General features: G+C 68.6%; 20 protein-coding genes. 6 read left to right on the top strand and 14 right to left on the bottom strand.

The window, feature by feature from the left end; translation table 11 throughout:
* Window positions 1-22: 22 nt before the first annotated feature.
* The 5 genes from IQ458_RS07075 to metK all read right to left on the bottom strand — a co-directional run bounded on the left by IQ458_RS07075 (window position 23) and on the right by metK (window position 5,622).
* Window positions 23-1,888 (bottom strand): ATP-binding cassette domain-containing protein, encoded by a 1,866-nt coding sequence (locus IQ458_RS07075; protein ID WP_203322345.1) that lies wholly within the window; start codon window positions 1,886-1,888, stop codon window positions 23-25.
* Between the two features lie 189 nt (window positions 1,889-2,077).
* A complete protein-coding gene (locus tag IQ458_RS07080; RefSeq protein WP_225562242.1) occupies window positions 2,078-2,977 on the bottom strand; it encodes a phosphatidate cytidylyltransferase in 900 nt (299 codons plus the stop codon).
* A gap of 80 nt (window positions 2,978-3,057) precedes the next feature.
* Window positions 3,058-3,651 (bottom strand): lysophospholipid acyltransferase family protein, encoded by a 594-nt coding sequence (locus IQ458_RS07085; RefSeq protein ID WP_183644108.1) that lies wholly within the window; start codon window positions 3,649-3,651, stop codon window positions 3,058-3,060.
* Window position 3,652: 1 nt separating this feature from the next.
* Window positions 3,653-4,279, bottom strand: a complete 627-nt coding sequence (locus tag IQ458_RS07090; protein ID WP_203322346.1) for a CDP-alcohol phosphatidyltransferase family protein — start codon at window positions 4,277-4,279, stop codon at window positions 3,653-3,655.
* Window positions 4,280-4,410: 131 nt separating this feature from the next.
* Entirely contained in the window at window positions 4,411-5,622 is a 1,212-nt protein-coding gene (metK, locus tag IQ458_RS07095; RefSeq protein ID WP_183644102.1) for a methionine adenosyltransferase, read from the bottom strand.
* Between the two features lie 215 nt (window positions 5,623-5,837).
* On the opposite strand from metK, the gene olsF reads away from it, so the two are divergent.
* The 3 genes from olsF (at window position 5,838) to IQ458_RS07110 (ending at window position 9,662) form a co-directional block, all read left to right on the top strand.
* Window positions 5,838-7,553, top strand: a complete 1,716-nt coding sequence (gene olsF, locus IQ458_RS07100; protein ID WP_203322347.1) for a bifunctional ornithine lipid synthase OlsF — start codon at window positions 5,838-5,840, stop codon at window positions 7,551-7,553.
* The gene (locus IQ458_RS07105; RefSeq protein ID WP_192197324.1) at window positions 7,550-8,374 is read left to right on the top strand and encodes a UDP-2,3-diacylglucosamine diphosphatase; all 825 of its coding nucleotides are present in this window, start codon (window positions 7,550-7,552) and stop codon (window positions 8,372-8,374) included. Before olsF ends, IQ458_RS07105 begins: the two co-directional genes overlap by 4 nt.
* Window positions 8,375-8,570: 196 nt before the next feature.
* The gene (locus tag IQ458_RS07110) at window positions 8,571-9,662 is read left to right on the top strand and encodes a metal-dependent hydrolase (protein ID WP_203322348.1); all 1,092 of its coding nucleotides are present in this window, start codon (window positions 8,571-8,573) and stop codon (window positions 9,660-9,662) included.
* A 26-nt stretch (window positions 9,663-9,688) separates the two neighbouring features.
* On the opposite strand, the gene IQ458_RS07115 is transcribed toward IQ458_RS07110, so the two are convergent.
* The 6 genes from IQ458_RS07115 to IQ458_RS07140 all read right to left on the bottom strand — a co-directional run bounded on the left by IQ458_RS07115 (window position 9,689) and on the right by IQ458_RS07140 (window position 15,906).
* Entirely contained in the window at window positions 9,689-10,513 is an 825-nt protein-coding gene (locus IQ458_RS07115) for a class I SAM-dependent methyltransferase (RefSeq protein ID WP_141453905.1), read from the bottom strand.
* 13 nt (window positions 10,514-10,526) lie between these two features.
* Entirely contained in the window at window positions 10,527-11,525 is a 999-nt protein-coding gene (gene dusB, locus IQ458_RS07120) for a tRNA dihydrouridine synthase DusB (RefSeq protein WP_203322349.1), read from the bottom strand.
* 39 nt (window positions 11,526-11,564) lie between these two features.
* A complete protein-coding gene (locus IQ458_RS07125) occupies window positions 11,565-11,993 on the bottom strand; it encodes a hypothetical protein (RefSeq protein WP_203322350.1) in 429 nt (142 codons plus the stop codon).
* 209 nt (window positions 11,994-12,202) lie between these two features.
* A complete protein-coding gene (locus IQ458_RS07130; RefSeq protein WP_203322351.1) occupies window positions 12,203-12,538 on the bottom strand; it encodes a YegP family protein in 336 nt (111 codons plus the stop codon).
* A 48-nt stretch (window positions 12,539-12,586) separates the two neighbouring features.
* Window positions 12,587-13,702 (bottom strand): PepSY-associated TM helix domain-containing protein, encoded by a 1,116-nt coding sequence (locus tag IQ458_RS07135; RefSeq protein WP_203322352.1) that lies wholly within the window; start codon window positions 13,700-13,702, stop codon window positions 12,587-12,589.
* 38 nt (window positions 13,703-13,740) lie between these two features.
* Window positions 13,741-15,906, bottom strand: a complete 2,166-nt coding sequence (locus IQ458_RS07140) for a TonB-dependent receptor (protein ID WP_203322353.1) — start codon at window positions 15,904-15,906, stop codon at window positions 13,741-13,743.
* A 200-nt stretch (window positions 15,907-16,106) separates the two neighbouring features.
* Here IQ458_RS07140 and IQ458_RS07145 point away from each other — a divergent pair, with 200 nt between their 5' ends.
* Window positions 16,107-16,925, top strand: coding sequence for a hypothetical protein (locus IQ458_RS07145; protein ID WP_203322354.1), 819 nt, complete (start codon window positions 16,107-16,109; stop codon window positions 16,923-16,925).
* Window positions 16,922-17,584 (top strand): hypothetical protein, encoded by a 663-nt coding sequence (locus IQ458_RS07150; RefSeq protein WP_203322355.1) that lies wholly within the window; start codon window positions 16,922-16,924, stop codon window positions 17,582-17,584. The genes IQ458_RS07145 and IQ458_RS07150 overlap by 4 nt, the downstream gene beginning before the upstream one ends.
* Before the next feature lie 24 nt (window positions 17,585-17,608).
* Here IQ458_RS07150 and IQ458_RS07155 read toward each other — a convergent pair whose 3' ends face one another.
* The 3 genes from IQ458_RS07155 to IQ458_RS07165 all read right to left on the bottom strand — a co-directional run bounded on the left by IQ458_RS07155 (window position 17,609) and on the right by IQ458_RS07165 (window position 20,621).
* Window positions 17,609-18,574, bottom strand: coding sequence for a ribokinase (locus IQ458_RS07155; protein ID WP_203322356.1), 966 nt, complete (start codon window positions 18,572-18,574; stop codon window positions 17,609-17,611).
* A gap of 82 nt (window positions 18,575-18,656) precedes the next feature.
* On the bottom strand, window positions 18,657-19,955 hold the full coding sequence (locus IQ458_RS07160; RefSeq protein WP_183644064.1) for a NupC/NupG family nucleoside CNT transporter: 1,299 nt from the start codon (window positions 19,953-19,955) through the stop codon (window positions 18,657-18,659).
* A 90-nt stretch (window positions 19,956-20,045) separates the two neighbouring features.
* Window positions 20,046-20,621, bottom strand: a complete 576-nt coding sequence (locus IQ458_RS07165; protein ID WP_183644061.1) for a TMEM165/GDT1 family protein — start codon at window positions 20,619-20,621, stop codon at window positions 20,046-20,048.
* 267 nt (window positions 20,622-20,888) lie between these two features.
* On the opposite strand from IQ458_RS07165, the gene IQ458_RS07170 reads away from it, so the two are divergent.
* The gene (locus tag IQ458_RS07170; RefSeq protein ID WP_183644058.1) at window positions 20,889-21,860 is read left to right on the top strand and encodes a potassium channel beta subunit family protein; all 972 of its coding nucleotides are present in this window, start codon (window positions 20,889-20,891) and stop codon (window positions 21,858-21,860) included.
* Window positions 21,861-21,977 lie beyond the last annotated feature (117 nt).

Genomic DNA, 21,977 nt, shown 5'->3' on the forward strand with positions numbered 1-21,977 from the left:
GCGGGGAGGAAGACGCGGGGGATCAGGCGTCCAGTTCGGCCCAGCGCTGGTAGGCCAGTTCCAGTTCCTGCTGGAGCGCGGCCAGTTGTTCGTTGGCGCGCTGGAGACTGGCAGGGTCCTGCTGGTAGTAGGCCGGCTCGTTCATCGCCGCGGTGCGGCCGGCGATGTCCGCCTCCAGCGCTTCGATGCGTGCAGGCAACTGTTCCAGCTCGCGCGCGTCCTTGTAGCTGAGCTTGCGCTTGGCCGATGCCGCGGGAGCAGCGGTCGTTGCCGGCGCGGCCGTCGCCGGCCGGTCGGGCACCACCACGACGGATTCCGGACGCTGCCGCAACCAGTCCGTGTAGCCGCCCACGTAGTCGCCGAGGCGGCCTTCGCCCTCCAGCACCAGGGTGCTGGTGACCACGTTGTCGAGGAAATCGCGATCGTGGCTGACCAGCAGCAGCGTGCCCTTGTAGTCGAGCAGCAGCTCTTCCAGCAGTTCCAGGGTTTCCACGTCCAGATCGTTGGTCGGTTCGTCCATCACCAGCAGGTTGGACGGCTGCGCGAACAGCTTGGCCAGCAGCAGCCGGTTGCGTTCGCCGCCGGACAGCCGGGTGATCGGCGCGCGCGCGCGTTCGGGCGAGAACAGGAAGTCCTGCAGGTAGCCGATGATGTGCTTGCGGCTACCGTTGATCTCGACGAAGTCGCGCCCCTCGGCGACGTTCTCCAGCGCACTGAGCGATTCGTCCAGCTGGCTGCGGTGCTGATCGAAGTAGGCGATCTGCAGGCCGGTACCCAGCTTGACCTCGCCCTGCTGCGGGACCAGTTCGCCGAGCAGGATCTTCAGCAGGGTCGACTTGCCGGCGCCGTTGGGACCGATGATGCCGACCCGGTCGCCGCGCATGATGGTGGTGGACACGCGATCCAGCAGGACGCGGCCGTCATAGGCCTGGGTCACGTCGGTGGCCTCGATGACCTTGCGTCCGGAGGCCTGCGCGGCGGCGGCCTCCATCCTGACGTTGCCGGACAGATCGCGCCGCTGGGCGCGCTCGCGGCGCATCGCCTTGAGCGCGGTGACGCGGCCTTCGTTGCGGGTGCGGCGGGCCTTGATGCCCTGGCGGATCCAGACTTCCTCCTGCGCCAGCAGCTTGTCGAAGCGCGCGTTCTCCTGCGCCTCGGCGTGCAGGCGTTCCTCGCGCCGACGCAGATAGTTGTCGTAGTCGCCCGGCCAACTGGTCAGCTGGCCACGATCGATCTCGACGATGCGGGTGGCCAGCGCGCGCAGGAAGCTGCGATCGTGGGTGACGAACACCAGGCTGCCCTCGAACTGCCTGAGGAAGCCTTCCAGCCAGGCGATCGCCTCGATATCGAGGTGGTTGGTGGGTTCGTCCAGCAGCAGGATGTCCGGCTTGCGCACCAGCGCCTGGGCCAGCAGCACGCGCCGCTTCATGCCGCCGGACAGCGCGGCGAAATCGGCGTCCTCCGGCAGTTCCAGCCGGGCCAGCACCTGCTGCACGCGGCGATCCAGATCCCAGCCGTGGCGGGCCTCGATCTGCGCCTGCGCCTCGCCCATCGCGGCCATGTCGCCCTCGGCCACGGCATGGTGGTAGCGCGCCAGCAGCGCGCCCAGGTCGCCCAGGCCCTGGGCGACCACGTCGAACACGCTGCCGGCGGTGTCCTGCGGGACTTCCTGGGCCATGCGCGCGACCACCACGCCGCCCTGGATCCGGATTTCGCCGTCGTCGGGCCGGATTTCGCCGGCCATCAGCCGCATCAGGGTGGACTTGCCGGCGCCGTTGCGGCCAACGATGCAGACGCGCTCACCGGCTTCGATGGACAGATCGACGTGTTCGAGAAGGAGCGGACCGCCGACGCTGAAGTCGACCCGCTGGAATTGCAGAAGGGACATGCCGCCATTGTACCCGGCCGTACCCCTCCGCCGCCCGGCCGTAGAGCGGAGCTTGCTCCGCTACCCCGAGGCCACCCCCGTAGAGCGGAGCTCGCTCCGCTGCTCCAAGGCCACCCACGTAGAGCGGAGCTTGCTCCGCTGCTCTTGTGGCGAGAACCGAGAATCAAAAGCAGCGGAGCAAGCTCCGCTCTACCCGAATCCGTAGCGGACCACGTGGAAGAAGATCGGCGCGGCGAACACCACCGAGTCCAGTCGGTCCAGCATGCCTCCGTGGCCCTCGATCATCTCGCCCCAGTCCTTGGCTCCCAGGCTGCGCTTGACCGCCGACAGCGCCAGGCCACCGAGGAAGCCGCACAGCACGATCAACAGCGACAGCAGCCCGGATTGCAGCGGGGTGAACGGGGTGATCCACCACAGCGCCGCGCCCACCCCCGCGGCGGCCAGGCCCCCGCCAACCAGCCCTTCCACCGTCTTGGACGGACTGACCTGCGGCGCCAGCAGGTGCCGGCCGAACAACTTGCCGAACACGTACTGCAGCACGTCGCTCAGCTGCACCACCAGCAGCAGGTACAGCAGCAGCATCAGGTTCTGGCCCTCGTAGCCGGGGATGCGCAGCAGCAGCAGTGCCGGCGCGTGGCTGAGGCAGTACACCGCCAGCATCAGGCCCCACTGCACCTTGGCGCTGCGGGCGAGGAAATCCTCGGTGTCGCCGGACAGCGCCGACACTGCCGGCAGCAACAGGAAGCCGTACACCGGGATGCACACCACGAACAGCCCGTACCAGTCGATCCCGATCAGCCAGTACTGCAACGGGATGGCGACGTAGAAGCACAGGCACAGCGCCAGGTGATCGCCGCGCCGGGTCGGGGTCAGGCTGATGAACTCGCGCAGGGCGAGGAACGACAGCATGCCGAACAGGATCAGCGTCGCCACCTTGCCCAGCAGGAAGCAGGTGGCCAGCACCGCCGCCATCACCCACCACGCGCGGATGCGCGCGTTGAGGTTGTCGATCACCGGGCCGGGCTTGCGCAGGTGCAGCACCCAGCCGATCAGGCTGGCCAGCAGCAGCAACGCGCCGATCCCGCCCATCACACCCCAGAACGTCTGCGGCGCGCGGGCGATGGCGGCCTGCAGGAAACCGCCTACCGGCAGGTCGGAGGGAATCAGGTTCATGCCAGCGCCACCACCGCCGCACGGGCGCGTTCCAGGAAAGCGTCTTTCTCCTCGTCCGGCCGCAGCGCGACCGGCGCGCCGAAACGCACCGTGCACACCAGCGGCACCGGCACCAGGCTGCCCTTGGGCAGGCAGCGGCGCGCGTTGTCCAGGTAGACCGCGATGAATTCCACCTGCGGATAGCGGCGGGCCAGGTGGAACAGTCCGGACTTGAACGCCTGCGGGTGAATGTCGTGGTTGCGGGTGCCTTCCGGGAACAGGATCAGCGAATCGCCGGCATCCAGCGCCTCGTACAATGGCTCCAGCAGATCCTGATCGGGCGTGCTGCGCTGGCGATCGATCAGCACCGCGTTGAAGCCGTGCCGGGCCAGCCAGCGCCTTGGTCCGTGGCCCCAGTAGTCACGCGCGGCCACCGGTCGCGTATGCGCACGCAGTGGCGGCGGCAACGCGGCCCACAGCGCCACCGTGTCGATATGGCTGGCGTGGTTGGCGAAATAGATCCGCTGGCGCGGCTCCGGCCGCGAGCCCTGCCAGCGCGGGTACGCGCCGAAGAACAGATGGGCCAGGCCAGCCAGCAGGCGGGACGCCATCTCAGGCGTTCCCGCGCAGCTGCACGGCGATCGCGCGGGTACGGGTGACGCAGGTCAGCAGCGAACCGATGGCGATGATCCACGCGGCCGCGGGCAGCACCCACGCCGTGCCGGTCGAATGACGTTCGGCGATGGCGAGCAGGCAGGCCACGGTGAGCACCGCCATGCGGTGCTGCTTGGCCATCGGTCCGCGGAAATCCTGGGCCAGGCCCAGGCTGCCGCCGGACACGCGCACGTAGGCGGTAAGGGCGGCCAGCAGCGCGCCCAGCCAGCCCAGCCAGGGCAGGCCGGCGGCGTAACCCAGGCCGACGATCAGCAGCGAATCGGCGATGCGATCCGGAAACTCGTTGTACAGCGCGCCGGTCGGCGTCTGCTTGCCGCCTTCCATCGCGACCATGCCGTCCAGCAGGTTGCACAGCAGGCGCAACTGCACGCAGGCCGCGCACAGCAGCAGGCCGGCCGTGGAAGGCATCCATGCCAGCATCGCCGCGCCGACCGCCGCGAAAAAGATGCTGAGCACCGAGATCTGGTTGGGCGTGACCCGTGAGCGCGCCAGCGCCGCGCTCGATGCGCGCGCCCAGCCGCTGCCGCGCGCGGCAATCGGTCGTCGTTCGGATGATTTCCCCATGGCAGGGAGAATAGACGAAATGCGGGGCACGGACCGGTCAGCGTCATCCTTCCACTCACGCGAGGCGCGGGACCGAAAAAGAAAAACCCCGCCGAAGCGGGGTCTTTCCGGAGGCGTTCGCGCGTGCCGGCTTACTTCAGGCCGGCGTCCTTGCGCAGGGCTTCGGCGCGATCGGTCTTTTCCCACGAGAACGCGGTGCCGGTCTGCTTCTTGCCGGCGCCGTCGAGGTAGCTGATCTCGTGCGGCTTGCGGCCGAAGTGGCCGTAGGACGCGGTGGCCTGGTACATCGGGTGGATCAGGTCCAGCATCTGGATGATGCCGTACGGACGCAGATCGAAGTGCTTGCGGATCAGCTTCTCGATCTTGTCGTCGCTGATCTTGCCGGTGCCGAAGGTGGTCACCGAGATCGAGGTCGGCTCGGCCACGCCGATGGCGTAGGAGACCTGCACCTCGCAGCGATCGGCCAGGCCGGCGGCGACCACGTTCTTGGCGACGTAGCGCGCGGCGTAGGCGGCGGAGCGATCCACCTTGGACGGATCCTTGCCCGAGAACGCGCCGCCACCGTGGCGGGCCCAGCCGCCGTAGGTGTCGACGATGATCTTGCGGCCGGTCAGGCCGCAGTCGCCCACCGGGCCGCCGATGACGAACTTGCCGGTCGGGTTGATGTGGAACTTGGTGCCCTTGTGCAGCCACTTGGCCGGCAGCACCGGCTTGAGGATGTGCTCGCGCACGGCCTCGACCAGATCCTTCTGCTTGACGTCCGGATCATGCTGGGTGGACAGCACCACCGCGTCGATCGCCACGGCCTTGCCGTTTTCGTAGCGCAGGGTGACCTGGCTCTTGGCGTCCGGGCGCAGCCACGGCAGCGGCGAGTTCTTCTTCTTGCGGACCTTGGCCTGCTGCTCGACCAGGCGGTGCGACAGGTGGATCGCCGCCGGCATGTAGCTGTCGGTCTCGTTGGTGGCGTAGCCGAACATCAGGCCCTGGTCGCCCGCGCCCTGTTCTTCCGGCTTCTTGCGGTCGACGCCCTGGTTGATGTCCGGGGACTGCTTGCCGATCAGGTTGAGCACGCCGCAGGTGGCGCCGTCGAAGCCGACGTCGCTGCTGTCATAGCCGATGTCCAGGATCACCTTGCGGGTCAGCGCTTCCAGATCGATCCACGCCGAGGTGGTGATCTCGCCGGCCACGATGGCCACGCCGGTCTTGACCAGCGTTTCGCAAGCCACGCGAGCGCGCTTGTCCTGGGCCAGGATGGCGTCCAGCACGGCGTCGGAAATCTGGTCGGCGATCTTGTCCGGATGGCCTTCGGAGACCGATTCGGACGTGAACAGGTAGTTGGACATCGGGCTTATATCCCTGTATTCGGATGAAAAGATGGGCGCGAATGATACACGCGCCGGGCGGTGCGTGCATTCTGCGCCGTTCAGGATGTTCCTTGCGTTAAGCCAGGGCCGTCCCGGGCTGTCATGCAACCGCCACGCCGCTGCCATCGGGCTGTCGCGCGGCGGGCGCAGGCTGCGCGGCGAAACCCGCCGACCCCGGCCGGATCCGAGCGACCATGCGCCCGCTGGAACAGCAGATTGCCGAACGCTACCCCCACTGGTTCCGTGGCCGTCGCGCCGGCCTGACCCGGCCGCTGCTGCGTACCCTGGGCCGCTGGTCGCGGCTGGACCAGGCCTACGCCTTCCTGGCCGAGCACGCCCATCTGCGCGACTTCGCCTTCCTGCAGGCGGCCATCGACTTCCTCAACCTGCGCTACTCGGTCGATGCGGCCGAGCGCGCGCGGGTGCCGGCGACCGGGCGCCTGCTGATCGTCGCCAACCATCCCTCCGGCGCGCTGGACGCGATGGCCCTGCTGGACTTCGTCGGCGGCATCCGCCGCGACGTGAGGATCGTCGCCAACGACATGCTGACCAGCATCGACAACCTGTCCGGCCTGCTGCTGCCGGTGCGCATCCTGGGCGGCAATCCCCGCCCGGAGAGCATCCGCGCGGTCGAGCAGGCGCTGGAGGCGGAACAGTGCGTCATCGTGTTCCCGGCCGGCGAGGTCTCGCGGCTGGGACCGCGCGGCATCACCGACACCCGCTGGCGGCGCGGCTTCCTGCGGTTCGCCCGCAGCACCGGCACGCCGGTCCTGCCGATCCGGGTGCAGGCGCGCAATTCCGCGTTCTTCTACGGCGCCTCGGCGCTGTTCAAGCCAGCCGGCACCGCCCTGCTGGCGCGCGAGATGTTCAAGCGCAGCCAGCGCCGCATCGCCCTGCGAATCGGCACGCCGATGACCATCGCCGCCGACGAGGACAGCCAGACCGCCCTGCAACGGGTACGCCGCGCGCTGTACGCGCTGGGTCGCCGCGAGGCGCAGCGCAGCGAACCGGTCAGTCCGGAACCGCTGGTGCCGCCGGTGGAGCCGGCGCGTCTGGCCGTCGCGGTCGACGCGCTGGAAAGACTGGGCCGCACCACCGACGGCAAGCGCATCTGCGTGGGCCGGCTGGCCCCGGACTCGCCGGTGCTGCGCGAAATCGGCCGCCTGCGCGAGCTGACCTTCCGCGAAGTGGGCGAGGGCACCGGCAAGCGCCTGGACGTGGATCCCTACGACGCCTGGTACGAGCACATCGTGCTGTGGGACGAACAGGCGCGGAAGATCGCCGGCGCCTACCGCATCGCGCGCGGCGCGCCGGTGCTGGCCGAGCACGGCCTGAAGGGCCTGTATACCGCCTCGCTGTTCCGCTATGCCGACGATGCGCTGCCGCGCATCGCCGAGGGCATGGAACTGGGGCGCAGCTTCGTCGTCCCGGAATACTGGGGCAGCCGCAGCATCGACTATCTGTGGCAGGGCATCGGCGCCTACCTGTGCCGGCACCCGCGGGTGCGCTACCTGTTCGGCGCGGTGTCGATGAGCGCGGCGCTGCCGCGCGATGCGCGCGAGCAGATCGTTTCCTACTACGCCCGCTACTACGGCGTGGACAGTCGCGACGCGGTGTCGCGGCATCCGTTCCGCTATTCCGCCGTGCCACCGAGCTACGGCGGGATGGACGCCGATACCGCGTTCCGCGTGCTCAAGGCCAACCTGGACGCGCTCGGCGCCAGCGTGCCGATGCTGTACAAGCAATACACGGATCTGTGCGAACCCGGCGGCGCGCGCTTCCTCGCCTTCGGCGTGGATCCGGCCTTCTGCGATTCCATCGACGGCTTGATCGAAGTGGATCTGCATCGGATCCGGCCAAAGAAGCGGGCGCGCTATCTGCAGCCGTCCGTCGAGGCGGTGCCGGCATGAGCCCGCAGGCCGTCGACGCGGGCATCCGGCGGGCGGTCTTCGTTTCCGATGTCCATCTGGGTTCCAAGCATTGCCACGCCGCCGAGTTCGCCGATTTCCTGGCGACCCTGCGCTGCCGCCGCCTGTATCTGGTTGGCGACATCGTCGATTTGTGGTGGATGGCGCAACGCCGCGCCAACTGGGATGCCGCCCACAATCGGGTGATCGAACAATTGCATGCGCTGGCGCGCAACGGCACCGAGCTGATCTACGTGCCCGGCAACCACGACCGTCCGATCCGCCGTTTCTGCGGGCTGATGCTGCCGGCGATGCAGGTGCGCCGCCGCGCCATCCACGTGACCGCCGATGGCCGCCGTCTGCTGGTCACCCACGGCGACGACTACGACGGCATCACCCATTTCGGCGGGCTGCAGGAGAAGTTCGGCGACTGGCTGTACTACCGCATCCTCACCGGCAACCGCCTGACCAACCGCATCCGCCGCCGGCTGGGCCTGCGCTACTGGTCGCTGGCCGAATACCTCAAGCGCCAGAGCGACGCGGCCGAACGCTACATCGGCCGCTTCGTGCAGGCCGGCCTGGACGATGCGAGCCGGCGCGGACTCGACGGCATCCTGTGCGGCCATATCCACCGCGCCGCGCTGTTCCAGCGCGACGGCCTGCTGTACGCCAACGACGGCGACTGGGTGGAAAGCCTCACCGCGCTCAGCGAGGAAGCCGACGGTACCCTGCGTCTGCTGTCGCATACCGGTCAGGTACTGAGCGAAGTCCCGCCGCGCCTGCGGCTGGTGGCGCTGGAGCGACCGGAAGCGAAGGCGGCTTGAACGCGGGGCGACTTGGCGCGAAAGCAAATCCCCCGTCGTCCGCTGCGCGGCCGCCCGCCCCCTTTTTCAAAGGGGGCATGGAAGGGGCGCCGCCTGTACTGATTGAGGAGTACCTCCCCCTTTGAAAAAGGGGGATTGAGGGGGATTTGCTGTTCGCCTCACCCGCCCCCAGTCAGCCAACTGCTAGCATCCCGGCATGGATTCCCTCTCCCAGATCGTCCTTGGCGGGGCCGTTGCCGCCGCCATCGCCCCCGCCGGTCACCGTCGCGCCGCCTTGCTGGCCGGCGCCGCGCTGGGCACGCTGCCCGACCTCGACAGCCTGCCCATCCTGCTGTTCACCGACGATCCGGTGGCATTGATGACGATGCACCGCAGCTTCAGCCATTCGCTGTTCGTGCTGCCGTGGGTGGGCGGGTTGATCTGGTGGCTGTGCAAGCGACGCAATGGCCGCGTCGCGCAGGCGCCGGCGCGCTGGTTCTGGGCGATCCAGCTGGCGCTGATCACCCATCCGCTGCTGGACGCGTTCACCGTCTACGGCACCCAGTTGTGGTGGCCGCTGCAACCACATCCAACGATGTGGTCGAGCGTCTTCATCATCGATCCGCTGTACACGATCTGGCTGCTGATCGCCTGCCTGCTGGCGTGGTGGTGGCGCGACCGGATCGCCGCACGGCGTGCGTTGCTGGCCGGACTGGTGCTGAGCAGCGCCTACCTGGGCTGGTCGTTGCTGGCCAAGGCCCAGATCGATCGGGTCGCCGAACGCTCGCTGGCGGCGATGGGGCTGGGCGATGCGCCGTACTTCAGCGTGCCGATGCCGTTCAACACGCTGCTGTGGCGGGTGGTGGCGATGACGCCTTCCGGCTACGTGGAGGCGGAGTATTCGATTGCTTCGGATCGCGGCGCGATGGCATTCCGCGGATATCCGTCCAATGTGCAGGCGCTGGCCGAAGCCCGCGGGATTCCCGCCGTGCAACGCCTGCAATGGTTCAACCGCGGCTTCATGCGCGCGCGGGTACGGGACGACGGCGTGCTGGTGCTGTCGGACCTGCGGATGGGACTGGAGCCGGACTACAACTTCAGTTTCGAGGTCGCGCGACGGCAGGGGGGCCGCTGGCAGCCGATGCCGCCGGTGCAACAGCCCTGGCGGGCGCCGATATCCGGCTGGAGCGGGCTGCGGACGCTGCTGGCGGCGATGTGGCATCGCATCTGGCATGCCGATGCGCGCACCCTGCGCAGCGTCATCGTGGAGGAACCGCCGACGGAGACCACGGTCCCGGGAGCGCCGTGAGTGAAGCGGTCCGGCGGTACGGATAGTCAGTAGACCGTGGCGCTGGCCTGCACGAACGCGTAGAAGAACACCGCGTTCGGATCGTTCTGCACATCGTTCATCTCGCGGCGCATGCCTTCGACGACGTCCGGGGTGACCCGGCCGGCTTCCAGCAACTGCTCGGACGCCGACAGCAGCAATTCCTCCCAGAACGCGATCATGGTCTTGCGCCGCGCCGGTTCGCGATTGTCGAAATGGAAGGTCTTGATCTCGGTCTGCACGTCGCGGAAACCGCCGGCCAGCAGCAGGTTGCCGAGCTTGGCGCCGACGAACGGATCCCCGCCGTTGTCGTACTGGAAATCGTTGAACGCCATCCAGTAGCGCCAAACGTTGGGCGAGTAGGGATGCAGCAGGAACGAGGAGTTCATCACCTCGGTGACGTAGACCGGCGAGCCGGGCGCGAGCACGCGGCGCACCTCGTTGAGCACCCGCTGCGGCGAGGGCACGTGTTCCAGTACCCAGCACAGGAACGCGGCATCGAAGGTGCGCGGTTCGAACGGCAGGTTGGTGGCATCGGCCTGGTGCAGCTCGTAGCGTTCGCGGCACCAGGGCATCTGGGCCAGATTGCGGCGCGCGGCTTCCAACTGCAGCGAATTCAGATCCACGCAGGTCACGTGGATGTCGGGGAACCGCCGCAGCAGGATTTCGGTCTGCGCGCCGACTCCGCTGCCGACTTCCAACACCCGCCGCACGCCGGTGTAGTCGATGCGGCTGAAGATGGTGGATTCGGCCAGCCGTGCCTGCTTCATCAGGCGGGCCTGCTCCACCGGCGAGAAACCGTGCAGATACGCGGGAGACGGGGATTCGCTCATGGCACGGCTCCGGTCAGGCGGCGGCGGGCAGCTCCGGGACGACGCCCGCGATCAGGGCGTCGAAGTAATCGGTGGTCAGCGCGATCTGCGCTTCGGCAGTTTCGGCGCGGTTGACCACCGCGCGGAAGGCGGCGTTCTCGGGACGATCCTTTGCATACCAGCCCAGGTGCTTGCGGGCGATGCGCACGCCCTGTGCCTCGCCGTAGAACCCATGCAGCGCATGCAGGTGGCCGAGCAGGACGTCACGGACTTCCGACAGCGCGGGTGCGGGCAGGAGGTCGCCGGTGTCCAGGAAATGCGCCACCTCGCGGAAGATCCACGGCCGGCCCTGGGCGGCGCGGCCAATCATCACCGCGTCGGCGCCGGTGGCCTTCAGCACGGCCGCGGCCTTGTGCGGCGAATCGACGTCGCCATTGGCGAACACGGGGATGCGCAGTTCGGCCTTGATCGCGGCGATGGTGGCGTACTCGGCCTGGCCGGTGTAGTGCTGATCGCGGGTGCGCCCATGCACCGCCAGCGCGGCGATGCCGCTGGCCTCGGCGATGCGCGCGATCACCGGCCCGTTGCGGTGGTCGCAATCCCATCCGGTGCGGATTTTCAGGGTCACCGGGACGTCGACCGCGCCGACCACGGCCTCCAGGATCCGCGCCACCAGCGATTCGTCGCGCATCAGCGCCGAGCCGGCCCAGGCGTTGCAGACCTTCTTGGCCGGGCAACCCATGTTGATATCGATGATCTGGGCGCCGTGATCGACGTTGTAGCGCGCGGCCTCGGCCAGCTGGCGCGGCTCGGTGCCGGCGATCTGGACGCTGATCGGCGCCGGCTCGCCGTCGTGGTCCATGCGCCGGCGCGATTTGTCGGTCTTCCAGAAGCGCGAGTCGCTGATGGTCATTTCCGACACGGCCAGTCCGGCGCCCAGCCGCTTGCACAGCTGGCGGAACGGCTTGTCGGTGACCCCGGCCATGGGAGCCAGGATCACCGGGGTATCGATGCGGTGCGGACCGATCTGCATGCGCGCATTGTAGTGCGGCGGACGCGCGGGAACGTGTACCTACAGGCTGGGCCAGGCCTGCAGGGTGCCGGCAAGATAGAACCCGCCGAGTCCCAGGCAGGCGACCGAACTGACGATCCAGAAGCGGACACCGTTGTAGCCGGGCCGAAGCGCGGCGATGGCCACGCCGGCGATTCCGCGCAACAGCAGGACGGCGGTGATCGCGGGCAGGATGAAGCGGGTGGCCGGCAGGGTGGGAAGCATTCCCGCGCCGGCCAGCGCGTACAGCGTCCAGATCCCCAGTACGAGCGTGATCGCGCCGGTGATGACCGTCGGCCGCCATCGGCGCTCGCGTGACCAGCGGACCATCCGTTCGCCGGCCCCCAGGGCGTCGTACCAGGCGGGACCGAACGCGATGCAGCCGATATGCAGCAGCGCCGCGAGCGCCGTGCCCGCCGCGGCCAACAACAACGCCGTATTGCCTTCCATGCGAATCTCCGGAGTCGGGACCCGATCCTGGACGAGGCGCGGGAGGAGGGGCAATGCGACGGAAGGTCGCAGCATACGCCGCGAGCGCGGCGCGGACGGTCAGCGTGCCGGATCGGGCGCGCGCCGCGGAAGCGCGGCGATTGGCTGCCGAGGGAAACGAAGGAAAAGGGAGGCGCGGCCGGTGGTCGACCGGGCCGCGCGGAAGGTCATCAGGCGGTCTCGTCGACCACCTCGGCATCCGGGGCGTTGCTCTTCACCGATGCGACGCCGTTGTCGCGGCTGGATGCGGATTCGTACATCTCGCTGGTGCCGATGACCTGGCTGTTGCCGGCTAGCAGATTGAAGAAGAACTTGTTGTTGCTGGACACCTTGTGCTCGTAGCGGGCGTCGTCGGTGCTGTTCTTCTTCACGGAGTCGATGCCGTTCTTGCAGCCGGCCTTGTCGGCGTAGCCCTGGCTGCTCAGGATGACCTGGCCGTTGCCGGCCTTCAGGTTGAACTGGAAATCGCCATTGCTGCGCTTGCCGATCACGAACTTGCCTGCCATGAAGTCCTCCTTGGAAACGGGTGGCCTGGCGAGCTTAGCCGTGGCGTCTTAAGGATCCGTGACGGTACGACGACGGCGCGCGCGCCAGAACAGGAAGCCGGTGACCAGGAAGAATGGCGGCAGCAGGCCGGACGCCGCCACCGCCCATTGCCACGGCCAGCCGCCGATGAAGCCGCCATGCAGCGGATACATGGCCTCGTCGATGCGTGCGCCCGCGCCCTGGCGGGTGGCGGTGTGGACCTGGACGACGCGGGCGGCGTAGGGGTCCAGCCAGATCTGGCTGCGCCCGTTCGGATGCCATTCGCCGATGGCCCGGTAGCGGATGGTGACCAGGGCGTCCTGGTCGTCCGGCGGGGAAATGCGCCGCAGTTCCCCGCCTTTCACTGCCGCCTGCGCGGCGCGCAGGATCGCGGCCCAGTCGACGTCGGCTTCGCGCGGCGCCATCGGCAGCGGCGGCACCACCTCGGGACCGTCGTCGAAACTCCAGCGCAGCGCGGGCCGGACCGCGTCGTGATAGACGATCGCCACGCCGGTCACCGTCGCCAGCAGCAGCAGCGGCAACAGCACCGCGCCGGTGCTGCGGTGCCAGCTCAGCCAGCGCCGGGTCGGCGGGCCGGTGTGCCAGCGCAGGCTGGCGGCCAGCGCGCCCTTGCGCGGCCACCACAGGTACAGGCCGGACAACAGCAGGAAGATCGCGATCAGCCCGCAGATGCCGAGCAGATCCTCGCCGGTTTCGCCATACAGCAGGTGGGTATGCAGTTCGCGCAGCCACAACACCGGATCGTTGTCGGCGTTGCGGATCAGCAGCAGTTCGCCGCTGGCCGGATCAAAATAACGGCGTTCGCCGTCCGGGAAATACGCCTGCCAGACTGGCAGGCGCGCGGTGGGAATGTCCACCGAGCGCAGGCCGCGCGGCTGCCATTCGGCCAGCAGGCTTGCGAACGCCTTTGCCTGTGCATCCGTGCCCGGCAACGGCCGCCGGGTCCATTCCGGATGCTGGGCGAGCAGGATTTCCCGCTGGAAGGTCAGCACGGTGCCGCTGAGCGCGACCAGCGCGAACACCGTGCCGACAATCAGCCCCAGCCACAGGTGCAGCCACTTCAGCGCGCCGCGCACGCGATGGCGTGGCGGCGTGGAAGCGGATGTGGCCTGGCGGTGCGACATGCGGGGCGTTGTGGCGGCAGCCGTTCAGGAGTGGCCGTTCAGAACCGGTGCGACCAGCTCAGCGACAGCACCCGTCCACGCCCGGCGACATAAGTGTCCTCGCGCGGCGTGCTCTGCGAGTAGTAGGTCACGTACTGCTCGTTGAACAGGTTCTCGATGCCGACGCTGAGCGTGCCGACCGGCAGACGGAAGCGACTGAGCAGATCCACGGTGGTGTAGCCGTTGAAGCGGGTGTTGGGATTGGTGACACCGCGGAAATCGAAGCTGCGATCCTGCGAGCGGCTGGCCTGCAGGCGCAGATCCGCCGACGGCGTCACCGGCACTTCCCAGAACGCGGTCCAGCGGTCGGGGCTGACGTTCACGCCCGGCAGGTCGCTGTCCACCCGGTTGTCGCGATCGCTGTCGTAGCGGCCTTCGCTGCGTGCGTACGCGACGCCGGCGCGCATGCCGTTCTCGGCCTGGTAGGCGACGCTGCCGTCGATGCCCTTGATCTCGGTGCGCTCGCGCGCGACCTTGTAGGTGCGGGTGGCGGTGTCGTAGTTCAGGCGCGCGCCGAGGTCCGAATCGGACCAGTACGCCGCCAGGTGCACCAGCCAGCGGCCGTTGTCGTAATCCAGGCCGATTTCCTGGTTGTCGGCGATGACCGGCTGCAGATCGACGAGGTTGGCGACACGCTGGTCGGGCGCGGTGATGCCGCGCAGGACGCGGCCGATGTCGGCGACGGTGTAGCCCTCGGAGTACGAGGCGTAAAGCTTCAGCGTGTCGGTGACTTCCCAGACGATGCCGGCGTTGGGCATGGTCTCGCGGGTTTCCGGTTCGCCGCCCTCGACGAAGTAGCGGGTGCCGCGGACGCCCGGCGGGTTGGTGCGCTGATCCGGCACGGTCAGGTAGTCGTCCACCTTCAGCTTGCCGCGCTCGTGGCGCAGGCCGGCGGTGAGCATCAGCGATTCGGTCATCCACCATTCGGCCTGCACGAACGGCGACCACGATTCGTAGATGGTCTCCGGCACCCAGGCCATGCGCGCGCGCACCAGTTCCTGTTGGGTCTTGTCGCGGGCGATGTCCAGGCCCAGGGTCACGCGCAGGTTCTGGTCGAACAGGTTGCCGCGCGACCAGCTGAACTTGCCGCCCAGTTTCTCGGACAGGTTCTGCGACTGATCGAACCAGTGCGGGTCGCGGCCGTCGCCCCAGAAGTCTTCCCAGTCGGTGCTGCCGTAGCGGCCCTTGAAGTCCACCCAGTAAAGCTGCGCCTGCAGGTAGCCGCCGGCCAGGTCCTTGTCGGTGTAGTCCACGCTCAGCGAGGTGGACAGGTTGCGGGTGCCCTCGCCGGGCTTGCTGCCACGCACCGAGGTCGCCAACTGGCCGGTGGCCGGGTTGCCGTTCACCGTCACATAGTCGTTGTTGCCCACCAGCTCGTAGCGGTTGGCGCTGAGCTGCAGGCGACGGTTCTCGTCGATGTTCCAGCCGGCCTTGGCGAACAGGTTGTGGCTGCGCGCGTCCATCAGATCGCCCTGCACGTCGTTGACCGCGATCGCGCGGCCGTCGCCGTCGTAGTACAGCCCTTCGCTGGCGTAGGAGGCGCCGCCGACGAAATCGAACGCGCCTTCGCGCATGCCGAACACGTAGGAGGCGCGGTAGCCGGTGCTGTCGCTCTCGTGCGGCAGCGCGGTGCTGGTGCCCACGGAAACATCGTGGAAGCGATCGCCGTCCTTGCGCGGCGCGCGCTTGGTGATGATGTTGATGATGCCGCCGGAAGCGCCCAGGCCCTGCATCGCGTTGGCGCCATGGATGACTTCGATGCGTTCGATCATCGTCGGATCGATGGTGTGGCCGTCACGGCCGCCTTCGCGCAGCGGGGTGGACTGCGGCACGCCGTCCACCAGGTACAGCGGCTTGCGGCCGCGCAGGTTCTCGCCGGCGTTGGTCAGCTTCTGCCGCGAGGGCGTGAACGAGGGGATCAGGTTGGCCAGCACCTGTGACAGGTCCTGGGTCAGCGCCAGTTGCTGGTCGAGCTGGACCTTGTCGATCACGGTGATGGTGTTGGGCAGCGCGGCGGCGGAGTCGGGGATGCGGCTGGTGCTGGCCGAGACGCTGACACGGTCCAGTTCGACCGGCGCGTCGGTGGCGCCGGCCTGGGCGTGCGCAAGGGTGGGGAGGGCGGCCAGCAGGGCGGCCGCCAGCAAATGGGGACGATGGGAATGCATGGGATGGGGGGTGGAGTGAAATCGGCGGCATTGTAAATGAGAAACGTTATCGGTACGAGCGCGGGCCGGCTTCCGGAATGGCGCGGCGTCCTGGCTTTTTAGGAGCTTTCCGATGGTCCCCAGGGCGGCCGGCATGGTCTTTTCCGGAGGCGCGCCGGGAGGGGAATCCCCGGCGCATCGCCCGGAGTCCTCGCCATCCCATGAACAGCTGGAACATAGAACCGAACACGGTGTCCGATGGGGCCGGATCGCTTCCGCCGGCCGCCCCGAGGGCGCCCCAGAACCCTGCCTCGCCATTCGCCACCGCGCAGGAGCCCAGGCTCAACGAAACCGCGCTGACCGCGATGGCGGGGGCGCGCCAGGCCTTCTTCACCGGCCTGGGCAACGTCAGGCCGTATCCACTGCCGCCGCCCCGGCACCCTGTCTTCACCCGCGGTCCGATCTGGCCGGCGCTGCGCCAGGCCTGGCGGGTGATCCAGCGTCCCGATACCACGCTGATCTTCAGCGATGGGCTTTCCGATCCTTTCGACCCCTTCGACCCGGGCAATCCGTTGGACGCCGCCGGCGCGGGCACGACGACGCCCGGTCTGGGGATCGAGGTCTACGCCGAAGCGCGTGGCGCGCTGGCCGATCCGGGGACCTCCTGGTTGTTCGATCTGGTCCACCAGGTCAGCCAGAACGCGGTGGCCCACGGTCGTTTCCTGTCGCTGCTGCGCGAGCAGGGCGCCTTCAGCCTGCAGATGAGGGTGGCGGGCCTGCCCGATGCCTGGCGTTCCGCCAGCGGGTTGGTGACCGTCCTGGTTGGCGTGCGCGCGGCGACCGTGCCCGCCGCGTTCCCCTCGCCGCGCGGCCGGGTCAGGGCGGTCGCGCTGACCATGCTTCCCGCGGCCCGCCGGTTGGCCCTGGAGCAGGAGGAGGGTGGCTTCGTCGGTCAGTTGGCTGGTTTGGTCGAGCAACTGGGCGAGACCCCGGGCGGACACCTCAACGATCCCGCGCCCGCCTTCGGGAGTCCCGCATGAAGCGCGGGAGCGGTTTCGCCGAGCGTGTCGCCGCGGCCTTTCCGATCGCCAATCCGCTACCGCCCCTGCTTTGGCAGGCGCTGGACTGGCTGGACGTGAATGGCTTTGTCGGCGGCGGAAGAAGCGGGCAGGTCGCGCGCCTGTATCCCGGCCAGGAACCGGGATCCTCGCGGGTGACGCTGAGGATACCCGCGAGGGACGACACCCGGGCCTGGACGCGCAGCGAGCATCCGCGGGTCAACGACCGCCTGGTGCTGTTCGTCGATACCGGCTTGGATGGTTCCCGCGCCGGCCTGTGGCTGGACGACCATGGCCACCAGCGGCTGGTCCATGTCGGCGCGCCCGAAGGGCCGGCGCTGCTGTGCGAACTGGCCGACGATCCGGTGCACCTGCTGCGCCTGCTGGCCCTGGGCTATCCGGAACTGTCGGCGCCGGACTATTTCGCGATGGCGCCGGCCGAGGCCTATGCCATGGGCTATGGCCTGGCGGAAGACTATCTGGCGCCGCTGCGGTTCCGCGCCTACGTCGAACGCGATCTGGATCTGGACGTCCCGGCGACCGCATCGATCATCGTCAGGCGGATCGCCAGCCTGCATGATCGCCAATCCGATGATCGCTTCTGGCGCTGGCTGGCCGAAACCCGGAATGGACAAGCGTGACAGCCGTGGCCGCCGCCGTACGAATCAGTCGCCGAAGCGCGCCTGCACGTCCGCCCGCGTGGGCATCGCCAATGCCGCGCCCGCGCGTTCGGTCGACAACGCGGCATAACGGTTGGCGAAGCGCACGTGCTCGGCGAACGCCGCGTCCGGCGCATGCACCAGCGACGCGGCCAGCGCGCCGTTGAAGGCATCGCCCGCGCCGGTGGTGTCGATCGCGGTCACCGACTCGGCCGCGTGCCGATAGAACATCCTGGCATCGCCGCGTTGCTGCTCCTCGGCGTGCGAGACGAACACGCCGGTGGCGCCGAGGGTGATGACCACCGTCCCGCGCGGCAGCACTTCACGGCACAGCGCGTGCAGGCGCTGGCCGTCCAGCGCGGCCACATCCTCCGGCGCCACCCGTTCGCCGACATGGCGGGCGAGCAGGGCGGCGAACTCGGTTTCGTTGGGTGTCAGCACGTCGGCCAGCGACAGCAGCTCGACGGTGGTCGCGGAGTTGGCCGGGGCGGGGTTGAGCAGCGTGGGCACCCCGTGTCCGCGCGCAGCGCGCAGGGCGGCCAGCACGCTGTCCAGCGGTGATTCCAGTTGCACCAGCAGCGCGCCGGCGCCGGTGATCGCGTCGCGTTGCGTCTCGACGAAATCGACCGACAGATCCGCGTTGGCGCCGGCGCCAATCACGATGGTGTTGCGCCCCATCGCATCGACGTAGATGCCGGCGGTGCCGGTCGGTTCGGCCGATGCCTGCGCGATCAGCGTCACGCCGTTGTCCGCGGCCAGGCCGCGCGCCAGTTGCCCGCCGGCGTCATCGCCCAGCGCACAGACGAAACGCGTGTCCGCGCCGGCGCGCACCGAGGCGATGGCCTGGTTGAAGCCCTTGCCGCCAGGGCCGGTGTCGTAGCGGCCGGCGATGGTGGCGCCGGGCGCCGGCAGCTGATCGCAGCGCCAGACGTGATCGACATTGAAGGAACCGACGAGGGTGACGCTGGGCATGGAGGTGGTCAGCTTGTTCCGGGCGGGGCGGTTGCCCGCTGGAGCACATCGTCTCCGGCGGTGTGGTAGCGGAAGGCGGCGATCAGCCGAAGTGGGTCAGCACGCCGGCAATCGTCGCGGTCATGAAGGTGGCGATGGAACCACCCAGCACCGCGCGCAGGCCGAAGCGCGCCAGGTCGGCGCGGCGCTCCGGCGCGAGGCCGCCGATGCCGCCGATCTGGATCGCGATCGAGCTGAAGTTGGCGAAGCCGCACAGCGCATAGGTCGCGATCAGACGGCCTTCGTCGCTCAGCATCATGCCCGGCACCTGGCCGTTCACGACCTTGGCCAGTTCGGTGTAGGCGACGAATTCGTTGATCACGACCTTCTGGCCAATCAGCGAACCCACGGTGGTCGCGTCCGCCCACGGCGTACCGATCACCCAGGCGATCGGCGCCAGCAGGTAACCCAGCAGGGTGGACAGGCTGGTCGGCTTGCCCAGCATCGCCTGCAGGCCGCTGATTTCGCCCAGCCAGGTCAGCGGGGCGTTGAGCAGCGCGATCAGGGCGATGAAGGCCAGCAGCATCGCGCCGATGTTCAGCGCCAGGCGCAGGCCGTCGCCGGCACCGGCCGCGGCCGCATCGATGACGTTGCTGGTGGTCTTCTCCACTTCCATCTTCACCGTGCCGCGGGTCAGCGGCGTGCCGGTTTCCGGAATCAGCAGCTTGGCCACGACCAGGGTGGCGGGCGCGGCCATGATCGAGGCCGCCAGCAGGTGCTTGGCGTAGAACGCCTGCTGCACCGGATCGCTGCCGCCGAGCATGCCCACGTAGGCCGCCAGCACGCCGCCGGCGATGTGGGCCATGCCGCCGATCATCATGGTGATCAGTTCGGACTCGGTCATCCGCGGGATGTACGGGCGCACGGTCAGCGGCGCCTCGGTCTGGCCGATGAACACGCTGGCGCACACGCTGGTGGTTTCGGCGCCGGACACGTTCATCACCTTGGTGATGGCCCAGGCCATCGCCCGCACCACCGCCTGCATCACGCCCAGGTGATACAGCACGCCCATCAGCGCGGAGAAGAAGATGATGGTGGGCAGGACCTGGAAGGCGAAGATGAAGCCCACCTTGGAGGTGTCCATCAGGCCGCCGAAGATGAAGTTGGAGCCCTCGTTGACGAAGCTCAGCACCTTCACGAAGCCCTGGCCGAGCCAGTCGAACACGTCGCGGCCGCCGGGCACCAGCAGGACGATGGCGGCGAAGCCAATCTGGAGCAGGATGCCGGTGACCACCAGCCGCCAGTCGACGGCGCGGCGATTGTTCGAGAACAGCCAGGCGATACCGATCAGTACCACCAGGCCGAACAGGCCGAAGCCGATCCGCCCCAGAGCTTCCACCATGCAATCCCCCAGACCACTACGCGTCGTTCAAAGGCGGGCAGTCTAGCAGGCCGGGCGAGCCGGCCTGCCTGAATCGCGCTCCAGCGGGGCTCAGCCGACCCCGAAGCAGGCTACCCACGCGGCCAGGCCCAGGAACACCAGCGCCGCGACCGTGCGCGCCAGCTTCAGCGGCAGCCGGTCGGCGAACCGGTGGCCCAGCCACACCACCGGCAGGTTGGCCACCAGCATGCCCAGGGTGGTGCCGGCGATGACCTGCCACAGCGGGTCGTAGCGGGTGCCCAGCAGCACCGTCGCCACCTGGGTCTTGTCGCCGATTTCGGCCAGGAAGAACGCGACCGTGGTCGCCACGAAGGCGCCGTAGGCCGGCAGTTTCTCTTCGTCCTCGTCCAGCTTGTCCGGCTTGAGCGTCCACAGCGCGACCGCCAGGAAGCTCGCGGCCACGCCCCAGCGCAGCACGTCCGGCGACAGCCAGCGGGTCAGTTCGGCTCCCAGCCAGGCGGAGATGGCGTGGTTGACCAGGGTGGCGGCGAGAATGCCCCAGGCGATCGGCCAGGGCTTGCGGTAGCGCGCGGCCAGCAACAGGGCGAGCAGTTGGGTCTTGTCGCCGATCTCGGCGAGCGCGACCGTGCCGGTGGAGACCAGCAGGGCCTGGAACGACAGCAACATCAGGAACTCCGGAGCCGGGCTTCGCATGGACGCGAAGGCAAACGCACGCAGCCCGGCCCGGGTCGCGTCGCGCTTGCCTTCGGTCTTGCCCGACGAAGTCTTTGCTTCGTCCCCCGCACCATGGCGTGCCGCCAAGTGTGTTGATGCAGGGTATCCGCGCGTGGCGGACGGGCTACTCCCCGGAGGTAAGTGCGCGCATTCTAGCGGAGGCCCGCGGTCGCGGGCGTAAACTGTTCTCATTTACCCGTCCGTGCGAGGTTGCCGTCCATGCAGTACCGCCGCCTGGGAAGCTCCGGATTGCAGTTGTCGGCACTCTCCTTCGGCAGCTGGGTGACGTTCGGCGATCGCGTCGGGCGCGAAGCCGCGCGCGATCTGCTGGCCTGCGCGTGGGACCATGGCGTCAATTTCTTCGACAACGCCGAAAGCTATGCCCAGGGCGCGTCGGAAACGGTGATGGGCCAGGCGTTGCGCGATCTGGGCCTGCCGCGCGATGGCTACTGCGTCTCCAGCAAGGTCTTCTTCGGTTCGGCCGAAACGCCCCGCCCGACCCAGCGCGGGCTCTCGCGCAAGCACGTCACCGACGCCTGCCACGCGGCGTTGGCGCGTCTGCAGGTCGATTATCTGGATCTGTTCTTCTGCCATCGTCCCGATCCGGAAACGCCGATCGAGGAAACGGTCTGGGCGATGGACGCGCTGGTCCGGCAGGGCAAGGTGCTGTATTGGGGCACCTCGGAGTGGCCGGCGACGCAGATCCGCGAGGCCGCCCGCGTCGCGCGCCAGCATCACCTGCACGGCCCGACCATGGAGCAGCCGCAGTACAACCTGCTGCGACGCCAGCGGGTCGAGCTCGAATACGCGCCGCTGTATGCCGAACTCGGCCTCGGCACCACCACATGGTCGCCGCTGGGCTCCGGCCTGCTGACCGGCAAATACAACGACGGCATTCCGGACGATACCCGCCTGGGCCACGCCGGCAACGAGGAGTTGCAGCGGATGGTGATCGGCACCGCCGGTGACCGCAAGCTGGAGCGCGCGCGCCGCTTCACCGCGCTGGCGGCCGAACTCGGCGAAGCCCCGGCGCCATTGGCGATCGCGTGGTGCCTGCGCAATCCGCATGTGTCCACCGTCATCACCGGCGCCAGCAGGGTCGGGCAATTGCAACAGAATCTGACCGCCATCGATCTGGCGCAGCGTTACGACGAAACCGTCTGGGAACGACTGGGCGCCGCCGCCAGCTGACAAGACTTGGATCTGACCCCCTCCCCCGTTCACGGGGGAGGGCCGGGGTGGGGGCAAGCCGAAGCCGATGATCTCGACGCTCCGATCAGCCACCGAAAGCCATTCACCCAAAACCAC

The sequence above is a fragment of the Pseudoxanthomonas beigongshangi genome (assembly GCF_016820515.1).
GTDB lineage: Bacteria > Pseudomonadota > Gammaproteobacteria > Xanthomonadales > Xanthomonadaceae > Pseudoxanthomonas_A > Pseudoxanthomonas_A beigongshangi.

Coding starts and splice junctions, on each gene's coding strand:
- metK (WP_183644102.1), bottom strand. CDS start 5,622: ATGTCCAACTACCTGTTCACGTCCGAATCGGTCTCCGAAGGCCATCCG.
- IQ458_RS07165 (WP_183644061.1), bottom strand. CDS start 20,621: ATGTTGCTGTCGTTCCAGGCCCTGCTGGTCTCCACCGGCACGGTCGCG.
- IQ458_RS07170 (WP_183644058.1), top strand. CDS start 20,889: ATGCAGTACCGCCGCCTGGGAAGCTCCGGATTGCAGTTGTCGGCACTC.
- IQ458_RS07150 (WP_203322355.1), top strand. CDS start 16,922: ATGAAGCGCGGGAGCGGTTTCGCCGAGCGTGTCGCCGCGGCCTTTCCG.
- IQ458_RS07105 (WP_192197324.1), top strand. CDS start 7,550: ATGAGCCCGCAGGCCGTCGACGCGGGCATCCGGCGGGCGGTCTTCGTT.
- IQ458_RS07090 (WP_203322346.1), bottom strand. CDS start 4,279: ATGGGGAAATCATCCGAACGACGACCGATTGCCGCGCGCGGCAGCGGC.
- IQ458_RS07110 (WP_203322348.1), top strand. CDS start 8,571: ATGGATTCCCTCTCCCAGATCGTCCTTGGCGGGGCCGTTGCCGCCGCC.
- IQ458_RS07125 (WP_203322350.1), bottom strand. CDS start 11,993: ATGGAAGGCAATACGGCGTTGTTGTTGGCCGCGGCGGGCACGGCGCTC.
- IQ458_RS07140 (WP_203322353.1), bottom strand. CDS start 15,906: ATGCATTCCCATCGTCCCCATTTGCTGGCGGCCGCCCTGCTGGCCGCC.
- IQ458_RS07145 (WP_203322354.1), top strand. CDS start 16,107: ATGAACAGCTGGAACATAGAACCGAACACGGTGTCCGATGGGGCCGGA.
- IQ458_RS07135 (WP_203322352.1), bottom strand. CDS start 13,702: ATGTCGCACCGCCAGGCCACATCCGCTTCCACGCCGCCACGCCATCGC.
- IQ458_RS07155 (WP_203322356.1), bottom strand. CDS start 18,574: ATGCCCAGCGTCACCCTCGTCGGTTCCTTCAATGTCGATCACGTCTGG.
- IQ458_RS07130 (WP_203322351.1), bottom strand. CDS start 12,538: ATGGCAGGCAAGTTCGTGATCGGCAAGCGCAGCAATGGCGATTTCCAG.
- IQ458_RS07085 (WP_183644108.1), bottom strand. CDS start 3,651: ATGGCGTCCCGCCTGCTGGCTGGCCTGGCCCATCTGTTCTTCGGCGCG.
- IQ458_RS07080 (WP_225562242.1), bottom strand. CDS start 2,977: ATGGGCGGGATCGGCGCGTTGCTGCTGCTGGCCAGCCTGATCGGCTGG.
- dusB (WP_203322349.1), bottom strand. CDS start 11,525: ATGCAGATCGGTCCGCACCGCATCGATACCCCGGTGATCCTGGCTCCC.
- IQ458_RS07160 (WP_183644064.1), bottom strand. CDS start 19,955: ATGGTGGAAGCTCTGGGGCGGATCGGCTTCGGCCTGTTCGGCCTGGTG.
- IQ458_RS07115 (WP_141453905.1), bottom strand. CDS start 10,513: ATGAGCGAATCCCCGTCTCCCGCGTATCTGCACGGTTTCTCGCCGGTG.
- IQ458_RS07075 (WP_203322345.1), bottom strand. CDS start 1,888: ATGTCCCTTCTGCAATTCCAGCGGGTCGACTTCAGCGTCGGCGGTCCG.
- olsF (WP_203322347.1), top strand. CDS start 5,838: ATGCGCCCGCTGGAACAGCAGATTGCCGAACGCTACCCCCACTGGTTC.